The following is a 16,868-nucleotide window of genomic DNA, read 5'->3' on the forward strand; positions in this document are numbered from 1 at the left end:
GTCGCGCCCCGCGGCGAAGCCGCTCATCGATACAGCCCCGCGCCCCTTAGGGGCGCGGCCGCCCCGGCCCCTTACAAAGCCCCGTACAAAAGGGCACAAGTCGTTCTCAAGCGCAACCGCTGCCTGCGCTTGTGCACCCGACTCGCGTATGGTCACGCTCATCTACCCCCGGCGACCCGTGGTGCATCCGTGATCCGATTCGACAACGTCTCCAAGGTCTACCCCAAGCAGACCCGTCCTGCACTCAGGGATGTGTCCCTGGAAGTGGAGAAGGGCGAGTTCGTGTTCCTCGTGGGGTCCTCGGGCTCCGGAAAGTCCACCTTTCTGCGGCTGATCCTCCGCGAGGAGCGGTGCAGTCACGGTCAGGTGCACGTTCTGGGCAAGGACCTCGCGCGCCTGTCCAACTGGAAGGTGCCGCAGATGCGGCGCCAGTTGGGGACGGTGTTCCAGGACTTCCGGCTGCTGCCGAACAAGACGGTGGCGGAGAACGTCGCCTTCGCGCAGGAGGTCATCGGCAAGTCCAAGGGCGAGATCCGCAAGTCCGTGCCGCAGGTGCTCGACCTCGTCGGGCTCGGCGGCAAGGAGGACCGGATGCCCGGCGAGCTGTCCGGTGGTGAGCAGCAGCGAGTGGCGATTGCGCGCGCGTTCGTCAACCGGCCCAAGCTGCTCATCGCCGACGAGCCGACCGGCAACCTCGACCCGCAGACCTCCGTCGGCATCATGAAGCTGCTCGACCGGATCAACCGGACCGGCACCACTGTGGTGATGGCGACGCACGACCAGAACATCGTGGACCAGATGCGCAAGCGCGTCATCGAGCTGGAGAAGGGCCGCCTCGTCCGCGACCAGGCACGCGGCGTCTACGGCTACCAGCACTGACCGCCACGTCCACGGAAAGGCTCAACCAGTCGCCATGCGCGCACAGTTCGTTCTCTCCGAGATCGGTGTCGGTCTCCGCCGCAACCTGACCATGACCTTCGCGGTCATCGTCTCCGTCGCCCTGTCCCTCGCCCTGTTCGGCGGGTCGCTCCTCATGAGCGACCAGGTCAGCACCATGAAGGGCTACTGGTACGACAAGGTCAACGTCTCGATCTTCCTCTGCAACAAGAGCGACGCCGAGTCCGACCCCAACTGCGCCAAGGGTGCAGTAACCGACGACCAGAAGAAGCAGATCCTCTCAGACCTGGACAAGATGGGCACGGTCGTCCAGAAGGTCACCTATGAGTCGCAGGACGCGGCGTACAAGCACTACAAGGAGCAGTTCGGCGACTCCCCGCTGGCCAGTTCCCTCACGCCGGACCAGATGCAGGAGTCGTACCGGATCAAGCTGAAGGACCCGGAGAAGTACCAGGTCATCGCGACCGCCTTCGACGGGCGTGACGGCGTGCAGTCCGTGCAGGACCAAAAGGGCATTCTGGACAATCTGTTCGGGCTGCTCAACGGTATGAACTGGGCCGCGCGGGCCGTGATGGCGCTGATGCTCGTGGTCGCGCTGATGCTGATCGTCAACACCGTGCGGGTGTCCGCGTTCAGCCGGCGGCGCGAGACCGGGATCATGCGCCTGGTCGGTGCCTCGGGCTTCTACATCCAGGCGCCGTTCATCATGGAGGCGGCGGTCGCCGGGCTCATCGGCGGGACGGTCGCCTGCGGATTCCTGGTGGTCGCGCGGTACTTCATCATCGACCATGGTCTGGCCCTGTCCCAGAAGCTGAATCTGATCAACTTCATCGGCTGGGACGCCGTCCTGACCAAGCTGCCGCTCATCCTCGCCACGAGTCTGCTGATGCCCGCGCTGGCCGCGTTCTTCGCGCTGCGCAAGTACCTGAAGGTGTGACGCATGCCAAGAGGGCCGTACGGTCAACCGGCCGTGCGGCCCTTCTTGTTGTCCTAGACTCACCGGCATGTCAGGTCGTGACCTGTTCTGCCAGCCCCGCCGCATTCGCCGCGGGGCCGTCCTGACATTGGTCTTCGCGAGTGTGCTCGTCGCGGGCGCGGCGACCGGCTCGTTCTCCGAGGGCGACCGGAAATCCCCGTCCGGAGCGGCCCGTTCGGCCGTGCCCGCCGGCCATCACGAGGACGTGGCGAAGGCGGCCGAGCAGGCCATGGCCGACGGCAAGTCACCGATGGAGGCCGCCGAACGTGCGGTCAGCCGCAGCGGGGACCGCTGGGGCGCCGTCTACTCCGAGGGCGAGTACCAGGAGTTCGAGGAGGCCCTCGACGGCCGGTACACCGGCGTAGGCCTGTGGGCCAGGCGCGAGCGGGACGGCCGTATCGAGGTGACCAAGGTGGCCGCCGGGTCGCCCGCGGCCGCCGCCGGGATCCGCAAGGGCGACCGGCTGTACAGCATCGACGGCCAGAAGGTCGACGGGCAGCCCGTCACCGAGGTGGTGTCGTTACTGCGCGGCGACGCCACCGACGCGGCCGCCGGTACGGCGGTGCGGCTCGGTATGCAGCGCGGCACGCGCGCGTGGACCGAGACCCTGCGCCGGGCCCGTCTGTCCACCGACTCGGTCGCCGTTCGAAAGCTTGCCGACGGGGTCACGGTGATCAGGATCGCCGCGTTCACCAAGGGCTCCGGCGAGGTCGTCCGCACCGCCGTACGGCAGGCGCCCGCCGGCGCCGGCATCATCCTCGACCTGCGCGGCAACTCCGGCGGCCTGGTCACCGAGGCCGTCACCACCGCCTCCGCCTTCCTCGACGGCGGCCTCGTCGCCACGTACGACGTCAACGGCGAGCAGCAGGCCCTGCACGCCGCCCCCGGCGGCGACACCACCAGACCCCTGGTCGCCCTGGTCGACGGCGGCACCATGAGCGCGGCCGAGCTCCTCACCGGCGCCCTCCAGGACCGCGGCCGTGCGGTCGTCGTGGGCTCCCGCACCTTCGGCAAGGGCTCGGTCCAGATGCCGAGGCAGCTCCCCGGCGGCTCCGTCGCCGAACTGACCGTCGGGCACTACCGCACCCCGTCCGGCCGCAGCGTCGACGGCCGGGGCATCACCCCGGACCTGGACGTCACCTCGCAGGGCCAGGCGGCCGTCGAGCGGGCCGAGACCGTCCTCGGCGGACTGGGCGACGCAGATTAGACGCCGGTCGGACGCCGGATGGATGCCGGTTAAAGGACTGGCCCGGCCACCCCCGCGTAGTGCGAAAATGGACAGCACTATGAGCAAGGGAATGTACGTACCGAAGGAGTCCCAGCCCAAGCAGGGCGGGGCGGCCGCGAAGGCCAGGGACGGCGAGAAGGGCGGCAAGCGCAAGATCGTCGCCCAGAACAAGAAGGCCCGGCACGACTACGCGATCGTCGACACCTACGAGGCCGGCCTCGTGCTGACCGGCACCGAGGTCAAGTCGCTGCGCGAAGGACGGACCTCGCTGACGGACGGTTTCGTCCAGATCGACCGGGGCGAGGCGTGGCTGCACAACGCCCACATCCCGGAGTACCACCAGGGCAGCTGGACCAACCACTCCGCGCGCCGCAAGCGCAAGCTGCTGCTGCACCGCGAGGAGATCGACAAGCTGGAGTCCAAGGCCCAGGAGACGGGTCACACGATCGTGCCCCTCGCCCTGTACTTCAGGGACGGCCGTGCGAAGGCCGAGATCGCCCTCGCCCGAGGCAAGAAGGAGTACGACAAGCGCCAGACCCTGCGGGAGAAGCAGGACCGGCGGGAGTCGGACCGGGCGATCGCGGCGGCGAAGCGGAAGCAGCGGGGCGCGTAGCCCGCGGGAATACGGTGGCATCGGCGCGCGTTGGTCGCGTACGATGGCATCAACACCGGTTGAACCCGGTGTGTGCATTGAAAACAAAACATGGGGATGATCGGTTTCGACAGCGGCTGTCGAAGCAGGGGAAGCGTGTCGAGGAAGCGGCAATGATCTCGTTAACCATATGTCGCAACCAATAATCGCCAATTCCAAGAGCGATTCCCGCGCCTTCGCCCTCGCTGCCTAATAAGCAGTGAGTGAAGGCCCTAACGGGTGTCAGACCGGGGATGTTCCCGACCCGGACCCTGGCATAATCTAGGGGACTAAACCATCGAGCCCGGTCACGGGGTTCGGTGGGAAATCAAACAGTGACTGGGCCCGTCGGCGACTTGTTCGCGTGATCGCCGGGGCCGAGAAAATCGCAGCGAACTGCACACGGAGAAGCCCTGATTCCGCACCGTTGGACGCGGGTTCGATTCCCGCCATCTCCACTCACCCCTTCCGGGGGGTCCCCATGTGGGCAAGGCCCCGTCGCTCCCGAGCGACGGGGCCTTTGTCGTGCACACCTTCACAGATCCCACACAGGTGCCATAAGGTGATCGCCGCGCCCGGCGGAGCCCGACCACTCCGCCCTCGTGCGCGTCGACCTGCGACCGGGGGACCAGATCGTGCGGGACCAGTCCGGCCCCTATTTCGAGAAGTACGACTCCGATTTCGGGCTCAGCGGCCTGACCGAGTCGTTCGCCCTGTCGGCGCCGCCCGGGACGGAGAAGGCGGCACTCGGACTCGTCACGGACAAGCTCGCCGCATACGAGGGTGAGACGCCCGTCGACATGTCGGGCATCGAGCGGCTCGGCGAGGACGAACGGCACATCCTGGGCTTCGACGTGTTCCACGACGACTTCGGGTATGCCGAGGAGCTCCGCCGGGACCTGGGCAAGCTCCTGGACTCCCCGCTGTCCGACGAGGTGCTCGGTGCCGTGTGGCTCGCCGCCACGGGAGGCGTGTGGGATCCGCAGGCGCACGGAATCGGCGTGCGCGAGTGGCTGGCGCGGATGGACGCGACCTGCGCGGCCCGTCCGCCGCGAGTGATGGAAGGCCGGGCACCGGGTCCGTCGTGGTCGTTCTGGCGGCTGCCGGCCGTCGAAACCGTCCGGGCCGCGATCCTGGCGGAGATCCGCGCGTCCGCCGGTGAACTCCCCGGCCTCACCCCGGCGCTGGAGGAGGTCGCCACCCGGGCCGATCTCGATCTCGGGTTCCGGCTCTATCTGCGGGCGCTCAAGACGGCGGGTGTGCCGGTGCCGGAGGAGCGTTGCAACAGGTTCTGCGACCTCAGCCACCCCTTCGGGTATACCTTCCAGGTCGTCCATGAGGGGCTCACCGTCGTGTGGCAGCCCCTGGAGGTCGCGCGGCGTCTCTTCGACGAGGACTTCGGGTTCTCCGAACTCGCCTGGCAGTTCGACCCGATGTGGGAGCGGTCCGTCCCGGCGCCCGAACTGCTGCACCGGACCGTCGTCGCCGACGGCTATCACATCCCGGGCGTCCAGGCGCTCGTGCTGTGGGAGGACACCGTCCGGCTGCTCCGTTCCCCGTTGTCCGGTGACACCCTCACCACGCTCTGGGTCGCCGCGTCGCACACGGACCCCGGCCGCTTCGGAACCGACGGACCGGGCTGGCTGCGCCGGATCGAGGAGGCGTGCCGGGCGCGGCTGGCCGAGGTCGCCCCCGAGCACGCCCTCGCCCTGCCCCCGGTCCGGGCGGACCTGGCGGACGCGGTCCTGCATGAACTCCGGGAAGCCGCACCGCTGCTGGAGCGCGAGCACGCGACCGTCCTGGAGCAGGTCGTCGCCCGGGTCGACCCCGATCTCGGATTCCGGCTGCTGCTGAGAGTCCTGCACACGGCGTCCGGGGCACTCACCGAGCGGCAGTACGCCCGCTGCCGGGCCCTCGGCGAACGCTTCGGCTACGGCGAGGACCACGTGTCCCACGCGATGGAGCACCTCGCCCAGGACGAGTGACTGCCCGGCACGCCCCGCACCGCTGCACGGCCGCACCGCCTCGCCCCACCCGCACGACCTCATCCCACCCGACGAAGGACCCACCCACGCATGTTCCTGATCCGTCTCCTGCCCAGGCTGCCCCGCGAGATCTGCCTCGCCGTCATCGGGCTCATCGGCGGTGTCTTCCTCGCCGGCCACGGCATCGTCCAGGCGCACGCCGAACTCACCGGCATGCCCGGGATCGTCCAGGTCACCGGCTGCCACCGCGCCACCGGAGCGTGGAGCGACCTGTGGGAGGACGGATGGTCCTGTGACGGGTCGTTCGAGTCCGACGACCACAGCGTGCGGATCGCCGCCGTCGGGATCGACGGCATCATGACGTCCCCTCCCGACAAGCCCCTCGCCGCCCGTGTCGCCGGAGCCTCGGCCGACACCGCGACCCAGGACAGCTCCGGCCGCTGGAAGTGGCCCGCCCTCACCGGCGTCGTCGTGCTCGCCTTCACCGCCTGGCGGATCCGATCCATCCGCGGCCTTCTGCGCGAGCGCCGCGCCGACGGAGCCGGAAGCCGCGTCCCGGCCTGAGGACCCGTCACGGCGTCCCACAACCACGGCACCCGATGTGGTGCCCCACCACATGTCGACGGACCGTTCACGCTTCTACGGTCCGTCCCCATGACCCAGACCAGAGCCGCACGTCACATCACCGTCCTCGCGACCCTCCTGGTCGCTCTGATCGCCGCCTTCCTCAGCCCGGGCAGAGCATCCGCCGCCTCCCTCCAGGAAGTCACCGGCTTCGGATCCAACCCCGGCGCCCTGCGCATGTTCCGCTACGTCCCCGACGGGCTGCCCGCCGGGCGCCCCGTCGTCGTCGCCCTGCACGGGTGCACGCAGGACGCGTCCGGTTACGGCACCGGCAGCGGCTGGCTCCAGCTCGCCGACCGGTGGGGGTTCTCCGTGGTGCTGCCGCAGCAGACCGCGGCCAACAATGCCTCCTCCTGCTTCGACTGGTTCCAGAGCGGGGACATCGAACGGGGGCAGGGCGAGGCCGCGAGCGTCGCGCAGATGGTGGACCGGCAGCTCGCCGACGTCGGCGGCGACGCCTCGCGCGTGTACGTCACCGGGCTGTCCGCCGGCGGTGGCATGACCGCCGTGATGATGGCGGACTACCCGGAGAAGTTCGCCGCCGGCGGCATCGTCGCCGGGCTGCCGTACGGATGCGCGCAGGCCGCCGGATCGCCGTATGTGTGCATGTACGTCGGCGCCACCCAGACGGCGAAACAGTGGGGCGACCGGGTGCGTGCCGCCCGGCCGGGCTACACCGGCCCCTGGCCCACGCTCACCGTCTTCCAGGGAACGGCCGACTACACCGTCAAGCCCGTCAACATGACCGACCTGATGAAGCAGTGGACCGATGTGCACGGCGCCGACCAGACCGCGGACGTCAGCGACACCGTCGCCGGTTATCCCCACCAGATCTTCCGGGACCCGGCAGGGAACACCGCCGTCGAGACGTACAGCATCACCGGCATGGGGCACGGGCAGCCTGTCGACCCCGGCAGCGGCACCGCGCAGTGCGGTGCCGCCGGGGCCTATCTCCTCGATGTGAACCTGTGCGCCGCCTACCGGCTCGGGCTCGCCTGGGGCCTCAGCGCAGGGTGAACGTCGACAGGCGTACGCCCTTGCTCAGGACCAGATAGACGTCCGCACGGCCCTTCGCCGCGCCCGACAGCTTCGCGGTCACCGTCGTGTAGTCGTACGGCGACGACGTGCCCGCGAAGTGCGCGGTGCCGACGACGGTGCCGGTCGGTGAGCCGAGGCGCACCTCCACCGTGCCGGACGACGTACCGGCGACTCGTGCGCCGAACTCGCCCACGCCCGAGCCCAGTTGGGTGTCCGCGAACTTCAGCCACGCCCCGTCGGATGCCGCCGACACTGCCGTACCGCTCGCCTTGGACTCGTCGACGAGGTGGACGGCGGAGTAGTCGTCGAAGTTCTCGGCGCGGGTGACCTTCGACAGGTTCCGCGGCGGGATGGTCTCGCCCTTCACCTGCCAGGCGGCCCGGGCACGGATGTCGGAGGACGTCGAGCCCACCAGGACGTCGTAAGTGCCGCTCTCCACCACCCACTTGGAGCAGGTGACGTCCCAGTGCGCCAGGTCCGACGGCCGTACCTTCAGCCGGACCGTCCTCGTCTCACCCGGATTCAGCGACACCCGCTGGAAGGCCTTGAGCTGCTTGAGCGGCTGTTTGTCGCGGGAGGCGCGCTGGTGGGTGTAGAGCTGGACGACCTCCGCGCCCGCCCGGCTGCCGGTGTTGGTGACCTTCACCTCGTAGCCGTCGCCCACCCGCTGCAGCCCGGAGTACGCGAACGTGGTGTACGAGAGGCCGTAGCCGAAGGGATAGAGCGCCTGCCCCTTGAAGTACTGGTACGTGCGGTCCGACTTGATGATGTCGTAGTCGAGGATCGACGGGAGGTCCGAGTCCGACCGGTACCAGGTCTGGGTGAGGCGGCCCGACGGGTTCGCGTCGCCGTAGAGGAGGTCGGCGAGGGCGTTGCCGGTCTCCTGGCCCGCGTGGGTGGTCCACAGCAGCGCGGGGACCTCCTTCTGCAACGACCCCAGCGTGGTCGGGTAGCTGTTCTCGACGATCACGACGGTGTGCGGGTTGGCCGCCCGCACCGCCTTGACCAGGGTCTCCTGTGCCGGTGCCAGGGCCAGGTCAGTGCGGTCGTGGGCCTCGCGGCCGTTGATGGAGGGGTCCGAGCCGACCACCACGACGGCCTGGTCCTTGCCCTTGACCGCGGCGACCGCCTCGTCGACACCGCTGCGGACCACGTCCTTGGTGTAGTGGGCCGCCTGGTCCTTGGCGACCAGGCCGAGGGTGCCGTCCGTGCCGGTCGGGCCCAGGTAGACCGGGTTCGACCACCAGGACTCGGAGGTCTCGTAGCCGGCGTAGCGGAGCAGGTACGTGCCGTCGTCCTGGTGCTCCAGCTTGAACTGCTGCTGCACGAACCAACCGTTCGGCTGTGCCTGGTCGTTGACGAAGTTCGACCAGTTGTAGCCGACGTACTTGCCGTTCGCCGCGGAGCGCAGGGTCACGATGCCGGAGCCCCAGTCGAAGACGTCGAACTGTGCGCCTGTACCGGAATCCGCCGTCTCCTTCAGGGGCGCGCCCCCCTCGCCCGTGCCTGCCGTCACGTACTTGCCGGTCGCCGTGTCCTTCAGCGCGATCCGGTCCACGCCCTCGCTGCTCGCGACCGGGGCGCCGAGCTTCGACTCGATGCCGTCCTTCGGGGTGACGGCGTAGGGGAGGGTGCCGGAGTACCAGTCGGTGTAGAGGGTGTCGGCGAGCGGGCCGACGACGGCGGCACTGCCCGTCTTCTTCAGCGGCAGCGCACCGTCGTTCTTCAGCAGGACCGCCGACTCGGTGGCCGCCTTGCGTGCCAGGGCGCGGTGGGCGGGGCTGTCGATGACGGAGGCGTCGATGGAGCCGTACTTGCCGCCGCCGGGGTCGAACTCGCCGAGGCGGACGCGGATGCTCAGCACATGCCCCGCGGCCTTGTCGACGTCCGACTCCTTCAACAGGCCTGTGGACAGCGCCGACTTGACCGCTGTGGTCGTCGGGCCGGAGTTCGTGTCGTTGTCGGTGAAGCTGTCGACGCCCGCCTTGAGCGCGGCCGCGTCGGCCTCGGTCTGGGTGCCGTAGTAGGCCTGGCTGCCGACCAGGTTGCCGGGCGCCGCGGCGTCCGTGACGTTCAGCAGGTCCTTCGAGGTCCAGCTGCGGACGGTGTCGTCGAGGGCCGGATTCACCGTGTTCGGGCGGCCGTTGACCAGGTTGTACGAGGTCATCACGCCCGTCGCCGCATCGGCTGCGATAGCGGGCCTGAAGGCCTGCTCGTCGTACTCCTTCAGTACGCGCGGGCGCAGTTCGGAGCTCGTGGTGTCGCGGTGCACCTCGTTGTTGTTGGCGAGGAAGTGCTTCGCTGTCGGGGCCGTCTTGAGGTGGTCCGGGTCGCCTCCCGTCAGGCCCGTGCCGTACGCCGTGGAGATCGCGCCGGTCAGATACGGGTCCTCGGAGTAGCCCTCCTCGTTGCGGCCCCAGCGCGGGTCGCGCAGCAGGTTGACCACGGGTGCCCACAGGTTCAGGCCCCAGCCGGCCGGGCGCTGCTGCTGGAAGCCGCGTGCCTCGTCGCCGACCGCCGAGCCGACCTGGCGGAGCAGGGCCGGGTCCCAGGTGGAGGCAAGGCCGACGGCCTGCGGAAACACGGTCGCCTTGCCGAGCCAGGCCACGCCGTGCAGGGCCTCGGTGCCGGTGCGGAAGGACTGGATGCCGAGGCGGGGGATGGCGGGCTCGTACTGGTGGAGGAGGGAGATCTTCTCGTCGAGGGTGAGGCGGGAGAGGAGGTCGAAGACGCGGGCGTCCACCGGGAGACTCGGGTCGCGGAAGGGGTAGGCGGGGTCGTCGGCGTGGGCGGGGACGGTGGCGCCCAGACCCGCGATCAGGGTCAGGGCCGCCAGCAGGGTGGTTCTCTGCTTTCTGCGCTTGCCTTTCATGACACGGCTCCTTCGAGTAGGGCCTTGCACAAAGGGGTTGGTCAGGCGTTGCGCGGCGCGGTGCTCGCCCGCTCCGTCAGCCGCGGCGGCAGCAGCGTCGCCTCGGGTACGGCGTTGCCGCCCAGCTTCTTCATCAGGAGCTCCACCGCCCGCTCGCCCACCTCGGCGGACGGCAGGGCGACGGAGGTGACCGGTACGCGGACGGACTCGGCGAGTTCGTCGGGGCAGATGGCGGTGACGGAGAGGTCGCCTGGGACGCGCAGGCCGAGCTGCTCGAAGGCCTCGATGAGCGGTTCGAGGAGCGGCTCGTTGTGGACGACCACTCCCGTCAACGCCGGGTGTTCGCGCAGGAGTTGTTCGGCCACCAGACGGGCGGCCGCGGGCGAGGCCTCGCAGGGGTGCACGGAGGAGGACAGCCCGCTGCGGTCGGCGGCGGCCGTGAAGCCCTGCACCACCCGCTGGGCGAACGCGGTCTGCCGTACGTACACCTCCGGCGGCGACCCGACCAGCGCCACCACCCGGTGCCCGAGCCGCGCCAGATGCTCCACGCATGCCTCACCGGCCGCCTTGAAGTCGAGGTCGATGCAGGTCAAGCCCTCGGAGTCGGCCGGGAAACCGATCAGCACGGACGGCCGTTCCAGCGAGCGCAGCAACGGCAGCCTGGGCTCACGGAGCTGGACGTCCATCACGATCAGCGCGTCCACCAGCGCCGTGTCCGCCACCCGCCGCAGCCCGTCCTCGCCCTCCTCCTGCGTCAGCAGCAGCACGTCGTGGTCGTGCTTGCGGGCCGTCGTCACCACCGACACCGCGAACTGCATCACCACCGGGACATGGATGCCGGCCCGTAAGGGGATCACGAGTGCCAGGACGTTCGACCTGCTGCTGGCCAGGGCGCGGGCGCCCGCGTGCGGCCGGTAGCCCAGCTCGCGGATGGCCTCCTCGACCCGCTGCCGGGTCTCCTCGGAGATCGGGCGCTTGCCGCTGAGCGCGTAGGAGACGGTGCTGGGGGAGACCCCGGCGTGCCGCGCCACATCGGTGATCTTCACCATCAGCCCAGCTCCAGGGAGAGGAATCCGGTACCCGCCCGCGCCTGCGCCGTCCGCTCCCCGGCCGCCAGACTCCACTCCACCACCGGCTCACTGCACGAGGCCCGCAGCGTGTCCCCTTCGCGTACGACGGTGAAGGTCACGTCCCCCACCGGCACCGTCACCTGTGCGCCCCGCTCCAGGCCGTAGGCCCGCAGGGTGACCCCGTCGGCATGGTCGTAGTCGGGCCGGTCGGCCACTGCGCCCACCGGGATCACCGTCCCCGGTCGTACCAGCAGGGGCACGCTCAGGAAGCCGTGCCGCTCGCGCACCCAGCGCGGTCCGGTCACCGTCTGCCCGCTCAGGAAGTGCGTCCAGGTGCCCTCGGGCACGTAGTAGGACACCTCCCCTTCGTCGTCGAACACCGGCGCGACCAGCAGATCCGGCCCCAGCATGTACTGCCGCTCCAGATGCGCGCACCCCGGATCGTCCGGGAACTCCAGCACCATCGCCCGCATCATCGGCACGCCCTGGGTGTGGGCGGTGCGTGCGGCCTCGTAGAGGTAGGGCATGAGGCTCAGCTTCAGACGGGTGAACTGCCGCAGCACGTCAACGGATTCCTCGTCGAACAGCCAGGGCACGCGGTAGGAGGAGCTGCCGTGCAGCCGGCTGTGGGAGGACAGCAGTCCGAAGGCCAGCCACCGCTTGAACAGGGCGGGTGTCGGGGTGCCCTCGAAGCCGCCGATGTCATGGCTCCAGTAGCCGAAGCCGGACAGACCGAGGGAGAGCCCGCCCCTGAGCGACTCCGCCATCGACTCGTATGTCGCCTCGCAGTCGCCGCCCCAGTGCACCGGGAACTTCTGGCTCCCGGTCGTCGCCGAGCGTGCGAAGAGCACGGCCTCGCCCTCGCCGCGGTGCTTGCGCAGCACGTCGAAGACGGTGCGGTTGTAGAGGTACGTGTAGTAGTTGTGCATCCGCTCCGGGTCGGAGCCGTCGGACCACGCCACGTCGAGGGGCACCCGCTCGCCGAAGTCGGTCTTGAAGCAGTCGACGCCCTGCGCGAGCAGTGCCTCCAGCTTCGAGGCGTACCAGTCGCGGGCGGCCGGGCTGGTGAAGTCGACCAGCGCCATGCCCGGCTGCCACATGTCCCACTGCCAGACGCTGCCGTCGGGCCGCTTCAGCAGATGACCGAGCGCCTTGCCCTCCGCGAACAGGGGCGAGCGCTGGGCGATGTACGGGTTGATCCAGACGCTGACGTGCAGGCCGCGCGCCTTGAGCCGGGCGAGCATGCCCTCCGGGTCGGGGAAGACCCGCGGGTCCCACTGGAAGTCGCACCAGTTGAACTCGCGCATCCAGAAGCAGTCGAAGTGGAAGACGGAGAGCGGGAGTTCACGCTCCCGCATGCCCTCGATGAAGGACGTCACCGTCTCCTCGTCGTACGAGGTCGTGAAGGACGTCGACAGCCACAGGCCGAACGACCAGGCGGGCGGCAGGGCCGGGCGGCCGGTGAGGGCCGTGTACTTGCGGAGGATGTCCTTGGGGCTGGGCCCGTAGATGACGTAGTACGTCAACTCCTGGGTCTCCGCGCTGAACTGGACCCGGGACACCGCCTCCGAGCCGACCTCGAAGGACACCTTGCCCGGGTGGTCGACGAAGACGCCGTAGCCCGCGTCCGTCAGATAGAACGGGACGTTCTTGTAGGCCTGTTCGGTGGCCGTGCCGCCGTCGGCGTTCCAGATGTCGACGACCTGGCCGTTCTTCACCAGCGGGCCGAAGCGCTCGCCGAGGCCGTAGACGCAGTGGCCGACCCCGAGGCCCAGCTGCTCCCGCAGGTAGTGCCTCCCCTCCGCGTTCCGCATGATGCCCATGCCCTTGGGGCCGCTGGAGGTGAGGATGCGGCCGTCCGCGAGGAAGTCGACGTGCCAGGAGCCGGTGCGGGCCACCCGGACCGACAGGGCGCCGGAGGTGAGGGTCGCGTGTTCGTCGTCGTATCCGACCTGGGGCGTGCTGTGCTTTTCTGGGGGACATCCCCCAGACCCCCGGACCTCTTCACCCAGGTCGAATTCGGGGCCGCGCTGCTGCTCGCCCTCGAAGTGGGTGAAGGTGAGGCCGATGACGTCGGGCATCGGGGTGTGCGCGCTGATCGTCACGACCGGTCCCTTCAGCAGGTCGCCGCGGTGGCGGATCGGTTGGGTCGGCGCATGGATCTCCAGCGTGCCGTCCGTGGCGGTGACGTCGAGGACCTCGACGGGGTGGGCCGCGGTGACGCCCTCGCGCAGCAGCCAGTAACCATCGGTGAACTTCACGTGGGGGTTCCTTACTTCACAGCACCGACGGCGATGCCGCGGGTGAGGGTCCGTTGGAAGACGAGGAAGAACACGATCGCCGGGAGGACGCCGAGCAGGGCCGCCGCATTGGTCATCGTGGCGTCCATCAGGCGCTGGCCCTGGAGGACGCCGAGGGCCACCGACACCGTCTGGTTGTCGTTGGAGATCAGCATGACCAGGGGGAGCAGGAACTCGTTCCAGGTCCAGATGAAGAAGAAGACCAGAAGCACGCCGATGGTCGGCCGGCTGACCGGGACGACGATCCGCCACAGCACCTGCCACTTGTTCGCACCGTCGATACGGGCCGCCTCGATGATCTCTCGGGGGAACTGGCCCAGGACCGACGAGAGCAGATAGGTGCCGAAGGCCGCCTGGATCACCGTGAAGACGATGATCACGCTCAGCCTGGTGTCGTAGAGACCGGCCTGCTTGCTCAGGTAGTAGATCGGGTAGACCAGCGCCTCCTGCGGCAGCATGTTGGCGAGGACGAAGAAGGCCAGCACCCAGGTGCGGCCCTTGATCCGGCCGATCCCGATGGCGTACGCGTTGAGGACGGAGAGGATCACCGCGAGCACGGCCACCGAGCCGCTGATCAGCACCGAGTTGACCAGCTTCTGGCCGAAGTCGACGCGTTCCCAGAAGCTCTTGAGGCCGTCCAGATAGAGGCCCTCGGGGAGGCTGAGCGGGCCGTGCTGGGAGTACTCGGCCGGCGACTTGAACGCGTTGAGGGCGACGATCAGGAACGGGACCACCATGAACAGGGCCGCGATGCACAGGGCGATCAGCACCGGGTAGCGGCGCAGGGCAGTCGTCATGTGCGGTCCCCTTCCTCGTCGCGGGTCTGGAGCTTCAGGAGGACGAGGGAGAGCGCCAGGATGATCACCGTGAGGACCGTGGAGATCGCGGCGCCGTAGCCGACCTGGGTCTTCTCGAAGAAGGTGGAGAAGGAGAAGTAGGACGGCACGTCGGTAGCGCCACCCGGGCCGCCCTTGGTCAGCACGTACACCGCTCCGAACACCTTGAGCGCGGCGATCGTGCACCAGGTCAGGACGACGTAGATCTCCGGCCGGATCTGCGGCAGCGTGATGTGCCAGAAGCGGCGCCACCAGCCCGCGCCGTCCAGTTCGGCGGCCTCGTACAGCTGCGGGTCGACTCGCTGCAGGCCCGCCATGAACACCACCAGCGGGAAGCCGATCTGCACCCAGACCATCACGCCCATCACGCTGTACAGCGCGATGTCGGGGTCACCGAGCCAGTCCTGCTGCCAGGAGCCCAGCCCCACTGCCTTCAGCAGCTCGTTCAGGGAGCCGTTGTCGGGGGCGAGGATCCAGCTCCAGACGATGCCGGCGACCGCGATCGGCAGCACCTGCGGGAGGTAGAAGCAGGCGCGGAGCACCGCGGCCCACCGGGATCCGAAGTGCTTGCCGATGTAGTCGAACAGCGCGGCCGCCAGGACGAGGCCGATCACCGTCGGTACGGCGGCCATGGCGACGACCATGAACAGGCTGTGCCGGAACGACGCCCAGAACTCCGAGTCGTCCATCAGCTCGCGGTAGTTGGCGAGCCCGGTCCACTTGGGGCTGCCGATGCCCTGCCACTCCGTGAAGCTCACGCCCGTGTTCATCAGGAACGGGACGACGATGATCGCCGTGAAGGCCAGGATGCCCGGGAGCAGGAACAGGGCGTACGAGTCGCGGGTACGGGGGCGGCGCGGGCCGGTGTGCTGATACTTGGCGGCGGCCCGCGCACCCCGTTCGACGGTGACCGTCATTTCGTCGGCGCGCCCTTGTCGTACGCCTGCTGCAGAGCGCTGAGGTAGGCGTCCGGTTTCTCGCTGCCCGTCATCAGCTTCTGCGTCTCGGAGACGAGGACGTCGTAGAAGCCGTTCACCGGCCAGTCCGGGTAGAAGGCCAGGCCGTCCCGCCCACTGAGGGTGTTGAAGTTGGCGATGAGCTGCTTGGACCTGGGGTCGGTGATGGCGGAGGTGTCGGCCGCGACCGGGATGCCGCCCTTGTTGCCGAGCAGGTTCTGGATCTTCTTCGACATGGTGATGTCGATGAAGTCGTAGGCGAGGTCCTTGTTCTTGGCGTTCTTGGGGACCACCCAGATGTTGCCGCCGGAGCCCAGGGTCAGGTTCGAGCCGGGCCACAGGGTGCTGTCCCAGTCGAACTTGGCCTCCTGCTGGAAGCGGCCGTACCACCAGCTGCCGGAGAACAGGATCGGCGCCTTGCCCTGGATCCAGGAGACGCCCGCGTCCTCGGCCTTGGTGCTGGTGGACTTCTTGCTGATGTAGCCCTTCTTCACCCAGTCGGCGAAGGTGTTCGCCGCGTAGGTCCAGGCCGCGTCATGGAAGTCGGTCTTGCCCTTGTACAGCTCGTACTTGTCGACCCAGGAGCGGTCGGCCTTGGAGAGGGCCAGCTGGTAGAGGTACTGCTGGGCCATGTACTCGGCGCCCGCGTTGGCGAGCGGGGTGACGCCCTTGGCGACGAACTTGTCCATGGCGGCGGTCAGTTCGTCGAACGTCTTCGGCTCGGCGATCCCGTACTTCTTGAAGAGGTCCTTGTTGTAGAAGGCCATCGTGTACTCGGCGTAGTTCGGGACGCCGTACCACTTGCCGGAGCCCATGACGCCGTTGGTGTCGTACATGCTGGTCGTGCGAACGCCCGCGCTGAGTTTCTTGTCCCAGCCGCGCTTGGTGGCCTCGGCGGTGATATCGGTCAGCAGGCCCTGTTTCGCGAGGGCGCCCGCGGTCGCGTTGCCCTTGTTGTACTCCATGATGTCGGGCACGTCCGAGGAGTTCAGGATCATGGGCGCCGTCTTCTGGATCTGTTCGAAGCCCTTCTCCTCGAATTTCACCTTGACGCCCGGGTGCTTCGCCTCGAACTCCTTGATCGCCTCGTTCCAGGCCACGCCCATCGCGCTGTCGGGGCCCTCGTAGTGCCAGAGCTTGAGCGTCTTGGCGTCGGAGGACCCGCTGTCCGAGCCGCCGCATGCCGTCACCAGCAGCGATCCGCCGAGGAGCGCGGCCGTGACCGTCATCACACGCCTTCGTGCCGTCAACATCCCGTGCCTCCAGGAGAGCCGGATGGGTATCGGGGCGTCACGCACCGGTGATCGATTCATCGAATCGATTCGATGCGTGGCGTCGAAGCGCTTCGACGGGTGAAGGTATGTGGGGGCGGGGGGTGCGTCAATGGGTGGGGCGCGAATTCGCTCCGCGGGTCGGGCCGTGATTGGCCGTACGTCGCCTGCGGGTTCGTCGTGG

The 16,868-nt window shown here is 68.8% G+C and carries 13 protein-coding genes and 1 other RNA gene; 8 read left to right on the forward strand and 6 right to left on the reverse strand.

Annotated elements, in window-relative coordinates:
- Nucleotides 1–189: 189 nt before the first annotated feature.
- The 8 genes from ftsE (at nt 190) to IH68_RS0135405 (ending at nt 7,358) form a co-directional block, all read left to right on the forward strand.
- A complete protein-coding gene (ftsE, locus tag IH68_RS0135375) occupies nt 190–879 on the forward strand; it encodes a cell division ATP-binding protein FtsE (RefSeq protein ID WP_030943440.1) in 690 nt (229 codons plus the stop codon).
- Nucleotides 880–913: 34 nt separating this feature from the next.
- Nucleotides 914–1,834 (forward strand): permease-like cell division protein FtsX, encoded by a 921-nt coding sequence (gene ftsX, locus IH68_RS0135380; RefSeq protein WP_030943443.1) that lies wholly within the window; start codon nt 914–916, stop codon nt 1,832–1,834.
- A 67-nt stretch (nt 1,835–1,901) separates the two neighbouring features.
- Nucleotides 1,902–3,080 (forward strand): S41 family peptidase, encoded by a 1,179-nt coding sequence (locus IH68_RS0135385; RefSeq protein WP_078912754.1) that lies wholly within the window; start codon nt 1,902–1,904, stop codon nt 3,078–3,080.
- Between the two features lie 91 nt (nt 3,081–3,171).
- Nucleotides 3,172–3,714, forward strand: a complete 543-nt coding sequence (smpB, locus tag IH68_RS0135390; protein WP_030943448.1) for an SsrA-binding protein SmpB — start codon at nt 3,172–3,174, stop codon at nt 3,712–3,714.
- Between the two features lie 92 nt (nt 3,715–3,806).
- Nucleotides 3,807–4,193, forward strand: a transfer-messenger RNA (tmRNA) gene (gene ssrA / locus IH68_RS52430).
- Nucleotides 4,194–4,334: 141 nt separating this feature from the next.
- Complete coding sequence (locus tag IH68_RS53920) at nt 4,335–5,717, forward strand: hypothetical protein (RefSeq protein ID WP_051833892.1); 1,383 nt, start codon at nt 4,335–4,337, stop codon at nt 5,715–5,717.
- A 90-nt stretch (nt 5,718–5,807) separates the two neighbouring features.
- Entirely contained in the window at nt 5,808–6,281 is a 474-nt protein-coding gene (locus tag IH68_RS0135400) for a hypothetical protein (RefSeq protein ID WP_030943452.1), read from the forward strand.
- Nucleotides 6,282–6,371: 90 nt separating this feature from the next.
- A complete protein-coding gene (locus tag IH68_RS0135405) occupies nt 6,372–7,358 on the forward strand; it encodes an alpha/beta hydrolase family esterase (protein ID WP_030943454.1) in 987 nt (328 codons plus the stop codon).
- Here the strand turns inward: IH68_RS0135405 and IH68_RS0135410 are convergent.
- The 6 genes from IH68_RS0135410 to IH68_RS0135435 are packed head-to-tail and all read right to left on the reverse strand — an operon-like array spanning nt 7,345 to nt 16,666.
- Nucleotides 7,345–10,251: a glycoside hydrolase family 3 protein gene (locus IH68_RS0135410; RefSeq protein WP_030943456.1), complete on the reverse strand. Its 2,907-nt coding sequence runs from the start codon at nt 10,249–10,251 to the stop codon at nt 7,345–7,347. The two genes, IH68_RS0135405 and IH68_RS0135410, sit on opposite strands and share 14 nt — an antisense overlap.
- Before the next feature lie 41 nt (nt 10,252–10,292).
- Nucleotides 10,293–11,300 (reverse strand): LacI family DNA-binding transcriptional regulator, encoded by a 1,008-nt coding sequence (locus IH68_RS0135415; protein WP_030943459.1) that lies wholly within the window; start codon nt 11,298–11,300, stop codon nt 10,293–10,295.
- Nucleotides 11,300–13,582, reverse strand: a complete 2,283-nt coding sequence (yicI, locus tag IH68_RS0135420; RefSeq protein WP_030943463.1) for an alpha-xylosidase — start codon at nt 13,580–13,582, stop codon at nt 11,300–11,302. Before yicI ends, IH68_RS0135415 begins: the two co-directional genes overlap by 1 nt.
- A gap of 11 nt (nt 13,583–13,593) precedes the next feature.
- Nucleotides 13,594–14,418, reverse strand: coding sequence for a carbohydrate ABC transporter permease (locus IH68_RS0135425; protein WP_030943466.1), 825 nt, complete (start codon nt 14,416–14,418; stop codon nt 13,594–13,596).
- On the reverse strand, nt 14,415–15,374 hold the full coding sequence (locus IH68_RS0135430; RefSeq protein ID WP_030943471.1) for a carbohydrate ABC transporter permease: 960 nt from the start codon (nt 15,372–15,374) through the stop codon (nt 14,415–14,417). Before IH68_RS0135430 ends, IH68_RS0135425 begins: the two co-directional genes overlap by 4 nt.
- Nucleotides 15,371–16,666, reverse strand: a complete 1,296-nt coding sequence (locus IH68_RS0135435; protein WP_051833893.1) for an ABC transporter substrate-binding protein — start codon at nt 16,664–16,666, stop codon at nt 15,371–15,373. Before IH68_RS0135435 ends, IH68_RS0135430 begins: the two co-directional genes overlap by 4 nt.
- Nucleotides 16,667–16,868: the final 202 nt, after the last annotated feature.

The sequence above is a fragment of the Streptomyces sp. NRRL S-646 genome (assembly GCF_000720765.1).
Lineage (GTDB): Bacteria > Actinomycetota > Actinomycetes > Streptomycetales > Streptomycetaceae > Streptomyces.